This is a genomic window from Parasphingorhabdus sp. NYA22 (genome assembly GCF_976973735.1).
The window spans coordinates 1,129,835-1,145,565 of sequence record NZ_OZ333477.1 but is presented as its reverse complement, the minus strand read 5'-3'; the positions used below and the strand labels follow the sequence as shown (position 1 = coordinate 1,145,565).

Below are 15,731 nucleotides of genomic sequence, written 5' to 3'. Positions count from 1 at the left end.
GCGGCTGGACATAAAAGAGCAGCGATCGCATCCTATTGATTTTTACTTGATATTGCGGCTCAGAGACAAAAAGAGTAGGTCCCGAGCGGGACGTGAACTTCCGATCGGTTCAACCGAGCCGACCACAGCATATGCGGAGACAAAATTTGGCCGACCAGAACGACAATGATCTAGAATTTTCCGAACGGGAAGCTCTGCTTTTTCACTCCCACGGCCGCCCCGGAAAAATCGAGATTATTGCCTCCAAGCCGATGGCGACTCAGCGTGACCTGAGTCTTGCCTATTCGCCGGGCGTCGCCGTTCCGGTCCGCGCGATCGCCGAAGATCCTTCGAAAGCCTATGATTATACCGCGAAGGGCAATCTCGTCGCTGTCATCTCCAACGGCACCGCGATCCTTGGTCTCGGCAATCTGGGGGCGCTTGCCTCGAAGCCGGTCATGGAAGGCAAAGCGGTCTTGTTCAAACGCTTCGCCGATGTCGATGCGATTGATATCGAACTCGATACCGAGGACGCGGAAGCCATCATCAATGCCGTTCAGATCATGGAGCCCAGCTTCGGTGGCATCAATCTGGAAGATATTGCCGCACCCGATTGTTTCATCATCGAGCAAACTCTGCGCGACCGGATGAATATACCGGTGTTCCACGATGACCAGCACGGCACCGCGATTATCGCCGCCGCCGGGATCATCAACGCCTGCCTGCTGACCGACCGGAAGATCGAAGACATCAAGGTCGTCGTCAACGGCGCCGGTGCCGCTGCTATTGCCTGCGCCTCGCTGATCAAGAGCCTCGGTGTACCGCACGATAATCTGACCATGTGTGACCGCACAGGCGTCATCTATCGCGGCCGCGACGATGTCGACCAGTGGAAATCCGCCCATGCAATCGACACCGATGCCCGTACGCTGACCGACGCGCTGTCCGGCGCCGACGTTTTCCTCGGCCTGTCTGCAGCCGGTGCCCTTAAACCGGAAATGGTCAAGGACATGGCGCCGCAACCGATTATTTTCGCCATGGCCAATCCCGATCCGGAAATCACGCCGCCCGATGCCAAGGCCGCGCGTCCCGACGCGATCGTCGCCACCGGACGCTCCGATTATCCTAATCAGGTCAACAATGTCATCGGCTTCCCCTTCATCTTCCGCGGCGCGCTCGACGTAAGGGCGACCCGGATCAACGAGGAAATGAAAGTCGCGGCAGCGCATGCCATTGCCGAGCTGGCGCGCGAACAGGTTCCGGAAGAAGTGGCTGCTGCTTATGGCGGGAAAGCGCCGAGCTTTGGCGTGGAATATATCATTCCCGCGCCTTTTGATCCGCGTCTGATGGACGTGGTATCTGCTGCCGTTGCCAAGGCGGCAATGGATAGCGGCGTGGCCCAAAAACCGATCGAGGATCTCGACGCCTACCGGCAGAGCCTGAAAGCGCGACTCAATCCGACAACATCGGTTCTCACCCAGGCCTATGAAGCCTGCCGCCTGTCTCCGAAACGCGTTATTTTTGCCGAGGCCGAAGAAGCCGTCGTGCTGCGGGCAGCGATCCAGTTCCGCGATGGCGGATATGGCACACCGGTTCTGGTCGGGCGCGACGATCGCGTTCGAAAACAGCTGATCGAACTTGGCGTCAGTGATCCGGACAGCTTTGAGGTGCACAACAGCCGCAACAGCCCGCTGGTCCCCGACATGGTGAACATGCTGTACGAACGCCTGCACCGCCGCGGTTATATGGAGCGCGATATCAAGCGCATGGTCAATCAGGACCGCAATATCTTCGGTTCGGCGCTGCTCGCCATGGATCAGGGCGAAGCGATGATCACCGGCGTAACCCGTCCTTATTCGCAATCTTTCCGCGATGTCGCCAAGGTAATCGATGTTGAAAAAGGCCGCACGGCCCTCGGCATCCATGTCATGGTCGGTCAGCATCACACCGTGTTCATGGCCGATACCACGGTCAACGAGCGGCCCACCGCCCACGAACTGGCCGACATCGCCGAGCAGACAGCAGCGGTCGCCCGGCAAATGGGCCACGAGCCGCGGGTTGCCTTCCTCAGCTATTCGACCTTTGGCAATCCCGAAGGCCGCTGGCTGGAGAATTTGCGCGAAGCCGTGGCGCTGCTCGACCAACGACGGGTCACATTCGAATATGAAGGTGAAATGGCACCCGACGTGGCGCTCAATCCGAAGCTGATGGCCAATTATCCGTTCAGCCGTCTGTCACAACCCGCCAATGTGCTGGTCATGCCGGGCCTGCAATCGGCCAATCTGTCAGCAAAATTGCTGCGCGAACTGGGCGGCGATTCGGTCATCGGACCAATGCTGGTTGGCCTCGAAAAATCGGTTCAGATCGCGACCATGGCCTCATCAGCGTCGGAACTGGTAACTCTCGCGGTTCTTGCCGCCAGCGGGATCGCGAAATAGCAGCTACCGCCGGGTCCCAGACCCGGCGGGCCGTTTAGGGCATTGTGGGATCGTTGCTCGCGCCTTGCGCGCCGGGTGCACCAACCGCGCCGATATTGCCGAATAATTCTTCGAAGAAGGAGCGTTCACGGCCCAGAGTCGGCGTCTTGTCGCCATCAGGGCTGATGCTCGCGACCAGTTCGATGCCGGTACGATCGACCGAGGTCACATTGCCGTCGGTATCGAATATCACGCGCATCACCTGCTGATCGCGGGGACGCGGGTTGTTGAAACCATATTGGCGGGTGTCACGGGACAGATAATACCAGGTATTCTCGTCAAACTGTCCGGTGAAGGTCGGCCGGCCGAGCGAAGCTTCCACCGACTGGCGATTGTCGACACCAGCCTGAACGGCGGACATCAGCACTTGATCGGCGATATATCCCTGATGGCCACGCACTTGGGTGCAGCCGGCCATCGTCATTGTGCCAGCCATTAGCCCGAGCCACAGACTGTATTTTTTGATATTGCCGACCATCGAACTCATTCTCCACTATCCAGCCAGCACCGTATCGGTGCGTGACTCGTCATCGCCCATTGCATCTCGCGCCATAAATATCAATATGCCCTGTATCCAGACTTAACAACCGACCCGATCGTCCATAAACTTACGATCCAACCAGCGGAACCAGCAATGTCCTTTTTCAGCAAGATATTTTCCCGAGACAATCCCAATGTAAAAATGCAGCCATTGTATAATGCGATTGTCAGCGAAGGGCGGCAACTGGCCTGGTATGAAGAGGCGCAGGTGCCCGACAGTATCGACGGCAGGTTCGATATGATTGCCGCGATATTCTCGCTGACACTTATCCGGCTGGAAAAAGACGAGGAACGGGGTCAGGACATTGCCTGGCTGACCGAGATTTTTATCAGCGACATGGACGGGCAATTGCGTCAGATCGGCATTGGCGACATGGTCGTGAGCAAACATGTGGGCCGCATGATGGGCGCGCTTGGCGGTCGGGTCGGTGCCTATCGGGAAGCGCTGGAAAACGGCGCGAACCTCAAAGAAGCGATAGTGCGCAATATTTTTCGTGGTGAAAAACCCGATGACGCGGCGCTGGACATTCTCGCCAGGCGACTGGCGGTCTATCATGCTTCGCTCCAGGATTGCAGCACCGACGCCATCATTGCCGGTCAATTGCCAGCCAGCGGAACGGTTGCATGATGGACAAGCCGGAATTCTCCCATATCGTCAAGCTGTCGGAAATCGGCTCCACGCCGCGCACGGCCAAGCTGTCCGCAAGCGAGGAAGAACGCCGCAAGCTGGCGCAAAGATTTGATTTGCCCAAAATTTCCTCGCTGGATGCCAGCTATACATTGCTGGCCGGCGAGAATCGCATTGGCTTCACCGGACGGCTCGAATCCGACCTGCAGCAGCGCTGCTCCATCACCGGGGAGAGTTTTCAGGTCCGGCTGCGCGAAGATTTCGATATTGCCTTTGTACCGCAACTGGAAATTGAAGGTGCCGACGAGGAGATCGAACTGACCGAAGAAGATTGCGACATCATCGAATATGAAAATGGGCAGCTTGATCTCGGTGAAGCCATTGCCCAAACGTTATGCCTGGCGCTCGCTCCCTTTCCGCGCGGCCCCAATGCCGATGCGGTGGCCCGGGAAAGCCTGAAATCGGAAGAAGAAGCCGGGCCCTTTGGTGTCCTGGCGGCCCTGAAGGACAAGCTGCCCTAAGCCGGTTCCTTCTCAGCCTTGCTTGCCGCCGCATTGGTCAGGCGCTTTTGCAATCCGTTCAGCCGCTGCTTGCTGGTGATCTTGCTGCCGAGCAAGTCGGTGATGTAGAAAGTATCCACCGCGCGCTCGCCATAGGTCGCGATATGCGCGCTGTGCACCGTTACTTTCGATTCAAACAGCGCATAGGCCAACTCGTTGAGCAAGGCCGGACGGTCCTGCGCGTTGACCTCGATCACGGTAAACCGGTTGGAGGCATCATTATCGACCAGAGCAAAAGGCGTGATGATGAACGCGCCGGCCCGCGAATGCGCGAGCGGTCGGGCGTCGAGCTTGGTCGAAAGTTTGGTCCGGTTGGCCAGCGCATCCTCAACCGCCTGTTTGAGCCGCAGCAACTGCCCCTCCTCGGAGAAAGGCTTGCCGTGCGGGTCCTGGACCAGAAAATTGTCCAATGCCATGCCGTCACGGGTGGTGTGGATTCGCGCGTCGATGATATTGCCGCCCGAGGCATGTATTCCTCCGGCGATCCGGTAGAATAATCCCGGATGGTCAGCCGCATAAACGGTTATCAATGTCGCCCCGCGCTCGGGATAAACATCGGCGAAAATCGCGAGGTCCGTGTCCCCGGCATCGAGGACCAGCTGGGCATTCTGGGCAATGATATCATCCGGCTCGGCGATCCAGTAAGCATCGGTGAACCGCTTCGCCAGATTTTTGAACTCGGCTTCCGGCAAGGTCAGCGCCTCGGACAGAACCGCCTTTTTCTCGTCAATCCGCTCCTTGCGGCCACGCTGTTTATGACCGAGCAGCAGCATTTCCTGTGCAGATTCAAACAGATCGGTCAGAAGCTGCCGTTTCCAGCTGTTCCAGACACCGGGCCCAACCGCGCGGATATCGACGACGGTCAGCACGGTAAGCTGGCGAAGCCGTTCGACGCTTTTCACTTGGCTGGCAAAATCCTGGATGGTTTTAAAATCCGACAGATCGCGCTTAAAGGCTACCGCCGACATCAGCAGATGGTTGCGGACCAGCCACGCGACCAGTTCGGTTTCATGGGGCCTCAGACCGAGACGGGGACAAAGCTTCATTGCCACTTCTGCGCCCAGGACGCTGTGGTCACCACCGCGGCCCTTGGCGATGTCATGCAGCAAAGTGGCGACAAAAATCACCCGGCGGTTCTGCAATTTTGCCATAGTCGCAGTGCTGTTCGGATGGTCCTCCGCCAGATCTCCCCGGCCGATTCTCGCCAGCAGGCCAATCGCGCGGATCGTATGTTCGTCGACCGTATAATGATGATACATATCGAACTGCATCTGAGCCACAACCCGGCCAAAATCAGGAATGAACCGGCCGAAAATCGCAGCTTCGTTCATCCAGCGCAACACCAGTTCCGGGTCGCGGGGCGAACAGAGCACGTCGAGAAACAATTTGTTAGCGCGCGCGTCCTTACGAATCCTGTTGTCGATCAGCTTGGCATCCCGCCGAGCCGCGCGCATAGCCATCGGATGGATTTCCAGGCCATGTTTGTCGGCGAGCCAGAAAATTTCCAGCAGCCGGACCGGGTCTTCCTCGAAGAAATTTTCATTCGGCAAGGCGAGCCGTCCGCGATCCAGCACGAAGCCCTTGAGCTTCTTCGGTTTGCGGGTCAGCGACGGCAGAAAGCGCCGGACCCCGGCATTGTGGGTTTCATCGAGATGGGCGAGAAACACACCGGTCAGATTGCCGACCACTTTCGCGTTCAGGAAATAATATTGCATAAACCGCTCGACCGAGGATTTTCCGGGCCGGTCGGCAAATCGCATCCGTCTTGCCACTTCAGGTTGCAGATCGAAGGTTAGCCGGTCTTCCGCTCTTCCGGTAATGTCGTGCATATGACAGCGGACCGCCCACAGAAAATTGGCCGCTTTCCGGAACCGCTTGAATTCGTCGGCGGTGAGCAGCCCGACATCAACAAGGTCCTCGGCAGAAGCCACCCGATGGATATATTTACCGATCCAGTAGAGGGTTTGCAGGTCACGCATACCCCCCTTGCCTTCCTTGACATTGGGTTCAACGACATAGCGGCTATCGCCCATCTTCTTGTGTCGGGCATCGCGCTCGGCCAGTTTTTCTGCGACAAACGTGCTGTCGGTTCCGGCTACGACGTCAGCGAAAAAGCGCTGCTTGGCTTCCTCGTATACCGCAGTATCGCCCCAGATATAGCGGCCTTCCAGCAGCGCCGTCCGGATCGAAAGATCGTCTTTGGCCATGCGTACCATCTCGTCAATCGATCGGCTGCTTTGCCCAACTTTCAATCCCAGGTCCCAAAGCCAGTAGAGCATCGCCTCGACCGCCTGCTCGGTCCAGCTTGTGGCTTTGTGTGGTGTCAGAAAAGCAATATCGACATCGCTATGCGGTGCCATTTCGCCGCGTCCATATCCGCCCACCGCCATCACCGCGATGCGCTCGCCGGATGAGGGATTGCTTACCGGATATTGATGATTCACCGCAATATCATGGATCAGACGCACCAGTTGATCGACCAGAAAAGACTGGGCAGCCGCCATTTCATGGCCGGCCGACGGTTTTTTCTGCAACCGTTTGCTGATCTCCGCGCGGCCATCCGCTAGCGCATCCTGCAAGAGCGGCAGGATATGCTCCCGCGCCTTCGGCATGCCGTATTCGGCAATGAGCACCTCGACTTGCTCCGCCAGCTCGCGCCGATTGATAATATCCCGCTGCCGGACGATCCGTTTGCCCGGATCCGCCGGCGCTGCCGGAATATCAGCGCGTATGTTCATCCTGTCGCGCCCAGTTCGTCACGGTGCTTTTTCGCCAGCACGATTTTCGCAATTTTCGCGGTGCCGAGTTTCGGCAACGGCTCGTCATATTGCCAGATATGCACCGGCATCTTGAACGGAGCGAGCTGATGTTTGAGCGTTTCAAGCAGCTCCTCGTCGGTCAGGCTGTGACCGTCCTTGGTGTGATAGACCAATGCCGGCACTTCGCCGAACCGGTCGTCGGGCACGCCGAAAATACAGGCTTCGGCAACAGCCGGATTGGCATAGACGGCGGCTTCGACTTCCTGACAGCTGATATTCTCGCCGCCGCGGATGATGATTTCTTTCTTGCGGTCGACGATGAACAGATAGCCCTCGGGGTCGAGATAGCCGATATCACCGGTGCGGAAATAACCGTCGTCAGTGAAAGCGTCCTTCGTGGCTTCTTCGTTATTCCAGTAGCCGGTAAAATTGGCGGCGGTGCGGATACAGACTTCCCCACGTTCGCCCTGCGGCATCTTGTTGCCGTCGTCATCAAGTATCGCGACATCGATAATCGGCGGCGTTGCGCGACCGGTGCTGTCCGGCTTGGCGAGATAATTTTCATTCTGGTTGGAACAGCCGACGCCGTTGGTTTCGGTGAGGCCATAGCCGATCACCGGATAGCCATCGCCCATCTTCTCCTTGATCCGCCGGACATGTTCGACCGGACGCGGCGCACCGCCAGCGGCCATGGTAACACAGCTGCTGAGATCATATTTGTCGAAATGCGGGTGAGAATAGATTTCCATGCTCATCAGCGGCACGCCGACGAAATATGTCACGCGCTCTTTCTCGATCAGGCGCATCGCCTCTTCCGCATCCCATTTGTTGAGGAACACCAGCTTGCGACCGATGGCATAGCTGACCAGCACCAGAGGCACCGACGCGGTAACGTGGAACAGCGGCACGCAGACCATCGCGGTTGGTTGCCCCTCGGGCATCTTGCCCTGTTTTTCCATGATATGGACCAGCACCATGACGGTGCCGACGAAGCTCATCGCGCCCTGAACAACCGAGAGATGGTCGGCATAGGCGCCCTTCGAGCGACCGGTCGAACCGGAAGTGAACAAGATCGTCGCATTATCTTCCGGCGCCATTTGCGGCAGCGGCGTTTCAGCACCACCGCCTTTTTCCAGCATGATTTTCAGCCCTTCCATCGGCAGCTTGTCATGCTCGAAGATCAGCAGTTCAGCGCCGTGATCGCGTTTGGATTCGACCAGACGCTGGGCGCGCTGATAGTCGGCGAAGACGAATCGACAACCGACATCCTCGATGCCGTCGGCCAGCTCATCGCCGCGCCACCAGCCGTTCAGCTTGGTCGAAACGCCGCCTGCCATGGTGATCGCCATGTCGAGAACGACCCAATTGGCCGAATTGCGCGCGGCGATACCGATGCGGTCGCCCTTCTGAACGCCATAGCCTTCAACCAGCCCACCGGCCAACGCACGCGCGGCGGCATAAGCCTCACCAAAGGTAAGACGGATATCGCCATCGACCAGAAATTCCTTGTCTGCATGCTGGTTGCAGAAATAGGCGAGATAATCCGAAACATTCTGCGGCGCATTTTTGAAGATCGGCATGTCGACGCCGTATTTGTTGATCGTGTCCAGTTCCAGCAATTGACCTGGCTGGGTCAGTGCTTCCAGCGTTTTGTCGATTACAAGATCCAGTTCAGAGGTCGCCATTATTCAAGTCTCCCGTTGTTCCCTCTTGGTAAAGGGGAATTTCCCTTTATATGGACAGGAAACCACGCGGGGAAAAGAGTTGATTGATATTATATTGGCCAATGCGGCACAGTTTACGCAGTTTACAGAGCTTGGCCTCTCTCCCAATGCGCTCGACCTCGGCTTTTTCCAGCTCAAATGGTATTCGCTGGCCTATCTCGCGGGCATATTGATCGGCTATTGGTATCTGACCAAATTGGTTGACCAGCCGGGTTCGCCGATGGCGCGGCGCCACGCCGATGACATGATCTTCTGGGCGACCCTCGGGATTATCGTCGGCGGGCGGCTCGGTTATGTGTTTTTCTACGCTCCCGAAATTCTGCTTGAGCCGGTCAGAATATTGCAGGTCTGGAACGGCGGCATGTCGCTGCACGGCGGTACTATCGGCGTTGTGCTCGCCTTGTGGTGGACCGCGCGGCGGGAGAAGCTCGATTTTCTGCGGATGTGCGACTATATCGCCTGCGTCATCCCGTTTGGACTGTTCTTCGGACGGCTCGCCAATTTCGTAAACGGCGAGTTGTGGGGCCGGGCGACCGATGTTCCGTGGGCTATTGTATTCCCGATGGGCGGCGATGTCGCGCGCCATCCCAGCCAGCTTTATGAGGCAGGGCTGGAAGGCATTCTCTACTTCATCATCCTCTCGCTGCTATTCTGGAAGACCGATGCCCGCTATCAGCCGGGCAAACTGGTTGGCACGGGATTGCTGGTCTATGGCTTCAGCCGCTTCTTCGTCGAATTCTTCCGCCAGCCCGATGCGCAGCTAACCTGGCTGGTCGAGCAATCCGGGTTCAGCATGGGCCAATGGCTGACGGTGCCGATGATATTGCTCGGTGCCTGGCTGGTGTTTACCGCAAAAGGCAGGCGCGCGCGCGTCGAACCGGTGGCGGGAGACAAGAGCGTTGCCTGACGGCACCAAGGCGGACCTCCCCAGCGCAGCACATGTAATTGCCGACAGGATCGAACGCGAAGGCCCGATCCCGCTCGGTGACTATATGGCGATCGCCAATGATTTTTATTATGCCAGCAAGGACCCGCTCGGCGAAGAGGGTGATTTTGTCACCGCGCCGGAAATCAGCCAGATGTTCGGCGAAATTGTCGGTATCTGGCTGGCCGATCTGTGGCTTCGCAAGGGGTCACCCGAGCATTGTCACTATGTCGAACTGGGTCCCGGACGTGGCACTTTGGCGCGTGATGCGTTGCGATCCATGGGCAAGTTCGGCTGCAGTCCGACGGTCCATTTTGTCGAGACCAGCCCGCTGCTGAAAGCCAAACAGGCGCAGTTGCATCCCGAGGCCATATGGCATGACGATATTTCCAGCCTGCCGAAAGACGGGCCGCTGCTGATTGTCGCCAATGAATTTTTCGACGCCCTGCCGGTTGAACAATATGTCGCGACGTCGGGCGGCTGGCGGCGGCAAATGGTTGCGCGGGATCGCAGCAAATTTCTGGCGATACCAAGCGTCGGGATAGCGGAGGACCAGATCAGCGGTAGCGCGAGCGGTTTTCCGGACGGCACCATTATCGAACGCTCACCAGTCAGCGTGGGATTGGCGGGCCATATCGCCAGCCAGCTGGCGATACAGGGCGGGACACTGCTGATCATCGACTATGGCTATGCCAGGCCGGGAACCGGCAGCACGCTTCAGGCGGTGAAGGATCACATGCCGATCAGCCCGTTTAACAGCCCCGGTAGCTCCGACCTCACCGCCCATGTCGATTTTCATACATTGGCGAATATTGCGCGGACGCGCTTGCTGGCGGTGCATGGACCGACCGAACAAGGCCAGTGGCTGAAGTCATTGGGCATCGATCAACGCGCCGAAGCGCTGATGGCAGCCAGTCCGAAACAGGCCGATACGATCCGGGCTGCGCACCAGCGGCTTACCCATGCAGAAGAGATGGGTTGTCTGTTCAGGGTGATGGCGGCAACGGCGATGGGCTGGCCGGAACCCGAGGGGTTCAGCTACGGCGAGGAATAAGCAATCTTGCTAGACTGTCAGCCAACCCATGTGGCGACATCGGCAGCGACTTTATTGGCTGCCTTGTTCAGACCTTCACCAACAGGGCCCGGCTCAGCCGCAGAAACGGTTTCGCTGGCTTCGAAGCGCTTCCTCTCGACCGGCTGGTCTTTGGTCATTTTCACGGCATCATAGGTGACAGTGACCGTCAAGCTGGGGCCGTCGAGACCGAAATTAATCAGTTCACCGGTAATATAGGTCTGCGCCTTGCCTCCGGCCTGGGTTGCGGTCAGCACCAGCCGGCCATTTTTCACGGCGATGGTCTCGCTGAGCAAATCCTGGAACAGCCGCGCCGGCTTGTCGACCCAGACAGCGTCCTTGAGATAGGCGATGCCCGTGCCGCTGGTCTGAACCGGTACACGAATGGTGTTGAGTTTTTGCGGAGAGGCAGGAAGCGCTACCACGAGTGAGCCGGTTTGCGGTCCGCTTTGCATGGCACCGGCCGACAATTTCTGGTCTGGCGAGATCGACAGCAGCGACGGCGGCGGCTCTGCACCACCGAAACTGACGCAGGCACCAAGCGAAGCGGTTGCGGCCAGCAGACCGGCGGCTTTCAAAAGTCGAACCTTACTCATCATATCAGCCCCTTCATTGGCCTGGCTCGTAGTCGGGCAGCGCTGGCGCCGACAATAAGGACCCCGCCCCGCCTTGATCAAGCCGGTCAGTCACATTGGTCAGGGACTTGGTTAGCGCCTGCATATCCTCAACCAGCTGGTCGACTTCCGGCAGGGTCTTGTTGGAGAAGCGCTCAGCACCAGGCTGGGCATTTTTCAGCACGCCTTCCAGCGCCAGCAGGCTCTTGGAGGCGGAATCCAATGTGGTTGCGAGATTTTTCGCCACTGGCTCGCCGTTGTTGGTCAGGAAAGCATTGGTGTTGTCTGCTACCAGGCCCAGCTTCTCGGCTGTCTGACCGGCATTGCGAATGGCGATCCGCGATTCTTCCATCAGCGCCTCCAGCCCCGGTGCCTGCTTCGCCAAACTGCCGGTCAGCTTGTCGGTATTGGCCAATATGCCGCTGATCGATTTCTGGTTTTCATCCGACAGCAGCAAGGTCAGCCGGTCAGTCAGGGTCGCCAGCCGTTCGACCACGAGCGGAGCGCTGTTCAGCAATTCCCCGAGCGCGCCCGGTTTGGTCGGGATCACCGGCACCCCTTCGGGCCCAAGATCGGTGATCGGCGGCGCGCCCTTTTTGGCGCCGTCGAGCTGAATATTAGGTGGCGCGGTAAAGCTGACGCTCTGGATCGTGGCGGTGGTGCCTTCCAATATCGGCGTATCTTCGCTGACGGCGATACGGACGCGAACAAAATTCGGATCCTTTTTCCACAGCTCGACCTTGATCACCTGACCCGAGGGCACGCCGGCAAAAGTCACGCCGGTTCCCGACGCCAGTCCGCCTACCGACTGGGAAAAGAAAATATCATATTGCTTGGTCGTGCCGTCGCCAAAGCGGACGATCCACACCAGAAAGGCGGCCACGAGGGCCAGCATCGCCAAAGTGACAACACCGACAAGTATATGGTTGGAGCGCGTTTCCATCTATTTCACCTCTATGACGAGCCGTGCCGTCACCTGCAACAATTCTCTGATCCGCTTCATCATTCTCATCCCAGCATCTTTTTGCCGGCAGATGCCATCCGGCCGCGCGGTCCATTGAAATATTCCTGTATCCAGGGATGGTCGAGCGCGAGCAATTCGTCGATCGTGCCTACGGCGATGACGCGCTGGTCAGCGAGCACCGCCACCCGGTCACAAATGGCGTGCAGCGTATCGAGGTCATGGGTGATCAGGAAAACGGTCAACCCCAGAGTCTGCTGCAATTCCTTGGTCAGCGTGTCAAACGCGGCCGCGCCGATCGGGTCCAGCCCGGCGGTCGGCTCATCCAGAAACAGCAGTTCCGGATCGAGCGCGAGCGCCCGCGCGATGCCGGCCCGCTTGCGCATCCCGCCAGACAGTTCGGAGGGATATTTCGGTGCGGCGTCAGGCGACAATCCTGACAGGCAGACCTTGTATTTCGCTACTTCGCGCCGGAAATCACGGTCCATATCCGGATAAAACTCCCGGATCGGCACCATTACATTTTCGGCCACGGTCAGCGTCGAGAACAGCGCACCGCCCTGGAACAAAACGCCCCAGCGCTTGCGAATTTCGATCGTCTCGGCTTCGGATTTTCCCAATATCTGTTCGCCAAAGACCTTGATTTCGCCTTCTTTAGGCGTCTGCAAGCCGATGATCGAGCGCATCAATACCGATTTTCCGGTACCCGATCCGCCAACCACGCCAATGATTTCACCGCGTTGGACGTCGAGATCGAGATTGTCATGAACCACCTGCTCGCCAAAGGCGTTGCGCAAACCGTGAACACTGACGATCGGGCCTTCATAATCGGGGTCATAGGCAATGGCCTGCGAATCGAGCATCAATCCCATCCGATCCAGGTAAAGAAGACCGCGAAAAACGCGTCGAGCACGATAACGAGAAAGATTGCCTGAACCACGGCTGCGGTGGTCCGCTTGCCGACATCCTCGGCATTGCCTTTGACCTGCATGCCCTGATAGCAGCCGGTAACCGCGATAATCGCGCCAAAGACCGGCGCTTTCACCAGTCCGACATAGACGTCGGTCAACGGCACGACCTCGCGGATGCGGGCGAAAAAGGTGGCAGGCGGAATGTCCAGTTCGACCCAACTGAGCAATCCGCCGCCGATGATCGCGACAATCGAGGCGTAGAAGCCGAGCAACGGCAACATGAACACCGCGGCGATAAAGCGAGGCAGCACCAACGCCTCGACCGGTGACACGCCAATGGTGCGCATCGCGTCGATTTCTTCGGTCAGCTTCATCGTGCCGATTTGCGCGGCAAAGGCCGAACCGGACCGGCCTGCGACCATGATCGCGGTCATCAGCACGCCCAGTTCGCGGAGCGTCAGCCGCCCGACGAGATTGACGGTAAATACTTCCGCTCCGAACTGCCGCAACTGTACAGCGCCCTGTTGCGCGATCACCAGACCGATAAGAAAGCTCATCAGGCCGATGATACCAAGCGAGCGGACGCCAACGACATCGAATCGCTGGATCACGGCATTCCATCTGATTTTACCGGGGTGCCGGACCAATCGCATGAATCCGACCATGATTGCACCGAAAAAGCCGATCAATCCGGTCATCGTGCTAAAGGCGATAGTCGTAGCCTCGCCGACTTCGCTCAGCACCCGGATAACCGGATTGGCGGGTTCCGGCCGTATTTCGGTTGGTTGATCGGCACCGGCGACCGCAGCAATCAGCCGCTGGGCATGGTCACCCGCACCGACAATTTCCGCTTCCATATCGCGCGCTGTCCGATGAATCAGCCAGGCGCCCACGGTGTCGGTATAGCCGGTATCAGAAATATCGATCCGCTGCGCTTCGCCTTCATATTCTCTCAGACGCTCCGGCAAATCGCCAACACTGGCAATCGAGAGGTCGCCAGAAAAATGCAGCGTAACCGCACCATCTTCGGCTGTCTCTTCGACAAAATCGCTGGGTATCGACATCGCGTCTATAGGTGACCGAAATTTCGCCAAAGCTCAAGAGATTAAACTGCTCAAATATTTGGTGCATTTGCCGGCGGGCTGCTATGGGCGGCGCGAACGGCAATTCGGGATAGCATGCAGAAAATATCGCTTTACGACATGGACCGCACGATCACCGTGCGCGGGACCTATACGCCATTCCTGTTTCACATGGTTTTTGCCAGAGCGCCGTGGCGACTGATATTTCTGCCGCTCCTGCCATTCGGTTTCATTGCCTATGGCCTCAAGCTGATCAGCCGCGGGCAATTGAAGACTTTCAACCAGCGGATGTTGCTCGGCAGCGCTCCGGAACTGGCGAGATTGCAACCGCATATCGAGAGCTTTGCCGACAGGGTACTGCGCTCCAACCGCCACCAGAAAGCGCTCGACCAGATCGAGCTGGATCGCGCTGACGGGCGCATGCTGGTGCTGGTCACCGCATCCTATGAACTTTATGCCGAAGCTATCGCCCGCCGCCTCGGCTTTGACCATCTGATCGGTACGCAACTGACGGTCGACGGCCAAGGGCGCGTGCTGCCGCAGATCATCGGCGAGAATTGCTATGACGATGCCAAGATTGGCCGGATCGAAGCGCTGTTTGCCAGACAAGGTTGGCAACGCGCCGAAAGCCATGTCCGCTCTTATTCCGACCATGTCAGCGATCAGGCGATGCTGGAATTTGCCGACGAGGCGATTGCGACCACCCCTACCCCAAAATTGCGCCGTCTGGCGGAGCAGCGCGGCTGGAAAATCGTCGACTGGCGCTGACTCGATAGAGACAGAGGCCTTGGAAGTAACGGCGAGAGAACGGTTTCGTAATGCGCGGCAATTTGATTTCTGTGGACAGCCGGAAGGCGATGAATCAAACGGACCGGATTGCCAGCCTGTAAATTCATTCCGGAGAAGGAAAGACATGTCATTCACGAAGCTGCTCGTACCGACCTATACACAAATGCTTAAAGCGCTCGAGGGATGGCTGGACAAGGCCCAGTCGCAGTTTCCCGATATTGACTCCGAAGCTCTGCTATCTGCGCGCCTCGCGCCTGATATGTTTCCCCTGTCCACCCAGATTCGCTTTGCCTGCGTGCAAGCGCAGGAAGCAGTGTTCCGGCTGAAAGGCGAGGCCTTCCCCGCTTCGCTCGGCGAGCTTGTCGATGAAGGGCGCAATGCGGGAGAGCGACCCGGTTCGTTCCCGGAAGCGAAGGCGCGGATTGAGGAGACTATCGCATTGCTGGAGAACCTGAGCCCTGACGCCCTCGATAAAGACCCGGGCGAAGCCATCGCGCACGAACTTCCCAACGGCATGGTGTTCGACCTCACAGCAGAACAATATGCCCGCGACTGGACGCTGGGCCAGTTTTATTTCCACCTCATGACCGCCTATGCGATATTGCGCAGCGAGGGGGTCGAACTCGGCAAAGCAGACTATATACCGCATATGTTTCCCTATATTCGGCCCGATACGATACCGAATGGCTGATGGTCCGGCTGCAGAGTGT

The 15,731-nt window shown here is 58.1% G+C and carries 14 protein-coding genes; 7 read left to right on the top strand and 7 right to left on the bottom strand.

Annotation, left to right across the window (positions count from 1 at the left end; all coding sequences use genetic code 11):
• Positions 1–131: 131 nt before the first annotated feature.
• A complete protein-coding gene (locus tag ACWFTY_RS05570) occupies positions 132–2,417 on the top strand; it encodes an NADP-dependent malic enzyme (protein ID WP_447526379.1) in 2,286 nt (761 codons plus the stop codon).
• A gap of 34 nt (positions 2,418–2,451) precedes the next feature.
• Here ACWFTY_RS05570 and ACWFTY_RS05565 read toward each other — a convergent pair whose 3' ends face one another.
• The gene (locus ACWFTY_RS05565; protein WP_447526848.1) at positions 2,452–2,934 is read right to left on the bottom strand and encodes an outer membrane protein assembly factor BamE; all 483 of its coding nucleotides are present in this window, start codon (positions 2,932–2,934) and stop codon (positions 2,452–2,454) included.
• A 156-nt stretch (positions 2,935–3,090) separates the two neighbouring features.
• Here ACWFTY_RS05565 and ACWFTY_RS05560 point away from each other — a divergent pair, with 156 nt between their 5' ends.
• Together ACWFTY_RS05560 and ACWFTY_RS05555 are read left to right on the top strand one after the other, a co-directional pair.
• Positions 3,091–3,624, top strand: coding sequence for a ubiquinol-cytochrome C chaperone family protein (locus tag ACWFTY_RS05560; RefSeq protein ID WP_447526378.1), 534 nt, complete (start codon positions 3,091–3,093; stop codon positions 3,622–3,624).
• The gene (locus ACWFTY_RS05555; RefSeq protein WP_447526377.1) at positions 3,621–4,145 is read left to right on the top strand and encodes a YceD family protein; all 525 of its coding nucleotides are present in this window, start codon (positions 3,621–3,623) and stop codon (positions 4,143–4,145) included. Before ACWFTY_RS05560 ends, ACWFTY_RS05555 begins: the two co-directional genes overlap by 4 nt.
• Here the strand turns inward: ACWFTY_RS05555 and ACWFTY_RS05550 are convergent.
• Positions 4,142–6,922 (bottom strand): [protein-PII] uridylyltransferase, encoded by a 2,781-nt coding sequence (locus ACWFTY_RS05550; protein WP_447526376.1) that lies wholly within the window; start codon positions 6,920–6,922, stop codon positions 4,142–4,144. The genes ACWFTY_RS05555 and ACWFTY_RS05550 overlap by 4 nt on opposite strands.
• Positions 6,919–8,628, bottom strand: coding sequence for a class I adenylate-forming enzyme family protein (locus ACWFTY_RS05545; protein WP_447526375.1), 1,710 nt, complete (start codon positions 8,626–8,628; stop codon positions 6,919–6,921). Before ACWFTY_RS05545 ends, ACWFTY_RS05550 begins: the two co-directional genes overlap by 4 nt.
• Positions 8,629–8,707: 79 nt before the next feature.
• Between ACWFTY_RS05545 and lgt the strand changes: the two genes are divergently transcribed.
• On the top strand, positions 8,708–9,574 hold the full coding sequence (gene lgt, locus ACWFTY_RS05540) for a prolipoprotein diacylglyceryl transferase (RefSeq protein ID WP_447526374.1): 867 nt from the start codon (positions 8,708–8,710) through the stop codon (positions 9,572–9,574).
• Positions 9,567–10,646 (top strand): class I SAM-dependent methyltransferase, encoded by a 1,080-nt coding sequence (locus ACWFTY_RS05535; RefSeq protein WP_447526373.1) that lies wholly within the window; start codon positions 9,567–9,569, stop codon positions 10,644–10,646. The genes lgt and ACWFTY_RS05535 overlap by 8 nt, the downstream gene beginning before the upstream one ends.
• A gap of 17 nt (positions 10,647–10,663) precedes the next feature.
• On the opposite strand, the gene ACWFTY_RS05530 is transcribed toward ACWFTY_RS05535, so the two are convergent.
• From ACWFTY_RS05530 to ACWFTY_RS05515, 4 genes are all read right to left on the bottom strand, one after another.
• Complete coding sequence (locus tag ACWFTY_RS05530; RefSeq protein ID WP_447526372.1) at positions 10,664–11,263, bottom strand: ABC-type transport auxiliary lipoprotein family protein; 600 nt, start codon at positions 11,261–11,263, stop codon at positions 10,664–10,666.
• 10 nt (positions 11,264–11,273) lie between these two features.
• Positions 11,274–12,221, bottom strand: a complete 948-nt coding sequence (locus ACWFTY_RS05525; protein ID WP_447526371.1) for an MlaD family protein — start codon at positions 12,219–12,221, stop codon at positions 11,274–11,276.
• Between the two features lie 65 nt (positions 12,222–12,286).
• Positions 12,287–13,102, bottom strand: a complete 816-nt coding sequence (locus tag ACWFTY_RS05520) for an ABC transporter ATP-binding protein (protein ID WP_447526370.1) — start codon at positions 13,100–13,102, stop codon at positions 12,287–12,289.
• Entirely contained in the window at positions 13,102–14,214 is a 1,113-nt protein-coding gene (locus ACWFTY_RS05515) for an MlaE family ABC transporter permease (protein WP_447526369.1), read from the bottom strand. The genes ACWFTY_RS05520 and ACWFTY_RS05515 overlap by 1 nt, the downstream gene beginning before the upstream one ends.
• A gap of 114 nt (positions 14,215–14,328) precedes the next feature.
• Between ACWFTY_RS05515 and ACWFTY_RS05510 the strand changes: the two genes are divergently transcribed.
• Together ACWFTY_RS05510 and ACWFTY_RS05505 are read left to right on the top strand one after the other, a co-directional pair.
• On the top strand, positions 14,329–15,000 hold the full coding sequence (locus ACWFTY_RS05510) for an HAD family hydrolase (RefSeq protein WP_447526368.1): 672 nt from the start codon (positions 14,329–14,331) through the stop codon (positions 14,998–15,000).
• A gap of 145 nt (positions 15,001–15,145) precedes the next feature.
• Positions 15,146–15,712, top strand: a complete 567-nt coding sequence (locus ACWFTY_RS05505) for a DUF1993 domain-containing protein (RefSeq protein WP_447526367.1) — start codon at positions 15,146–15,148, stop codon at positions 15,710–15,712.
• The last annotated feature ends 19 nt before the right edge of the window (positions 15,713–15,731 follow it).

Coding starts and splice junctions, on each gene's coding strand:
- ACWFTY_RS05520 (WP_447526370.1), bottom strand. CDS start 13,102: ATGCTCGATTCGCAGGCCATTGCCTATGACCCCGATTATGAAGGCCCG.
- ACWFTY_RS05510 (WP_447526368.1), top strand. CDS start 14,329: ATGCAGAAAATATCGCTTTACGACATGGACCGCACGATCACCGTGCGC.
- ACWFTY_RS05550 (WP_447526376.1), bottom strand. CDS start 6,922: ATGAACATACGCGCTGATATTCCGGCAGCGCCGGCGGATCCGGGCAAA.
- ACWFTY_RS05525 (WP_447526371.1), bottom strand. CDS start 12,221: ATGGAAACGCGCTCCAACCATATACTTGTCGGTGTTGTCACTTTGGCG.
- ACWFTY_RS05560 (WP_447526378.1), top strand. CDS start 3,091: ATGTCCTTTTTCAGCAAGATATTTTCCCGAGACAATCCCAATGTAAAA.
- ACWFTY_RS05515 (WP_447526369.1), bottom strand. CDS start 14,214: ATGTCGATACCCAGCGATTTTGTCGAAGAGACAGCCGAAGATGGTGCG.
- ACWFTY_RS05570 (WP_447526379.1), top strand. CDS start 132: ATGCGGAGACAAAATTTGGCCGACCAGAACGACAATGATCTAGAATTT.
- ACWFTY_RS05555 (WP_447526377.1), top strand. CDS start 3,621: ATGATGGACAAGCCGGAATTCTCCCATATCGTCAAGCTGTCGGAAATC.
- ACWFTY_RS05530 (WP_447526372.1), bottom strand. CDS start 11,263: ATGATGAGTAAGGTTCGACTTTTGAAAGCCGCCGGTCTGCTGGCCGCA.
- ACWFTY_RS05545 (WP_447526375.1), bottom strand. CDS start 8,628: ATGGCGACCTCTGAACTGGATCTTGTAATCGACAAAACGCTGGAAGCA.
- ACWFTY_RS05565 (WP_447526848.1), bottom strand. CDS start 2,934: ATGGTCGGCAATATCAAAAAATACAGTCTGTGGCTCGGGCTAATGGCT.
- ACWFTY_RS05505 (WP_447526367.1), top strand. CDS start 15,146: ATGTCATTCACGAAGCTGCTCGTACCGACCTATACACAAATGCTTAAA.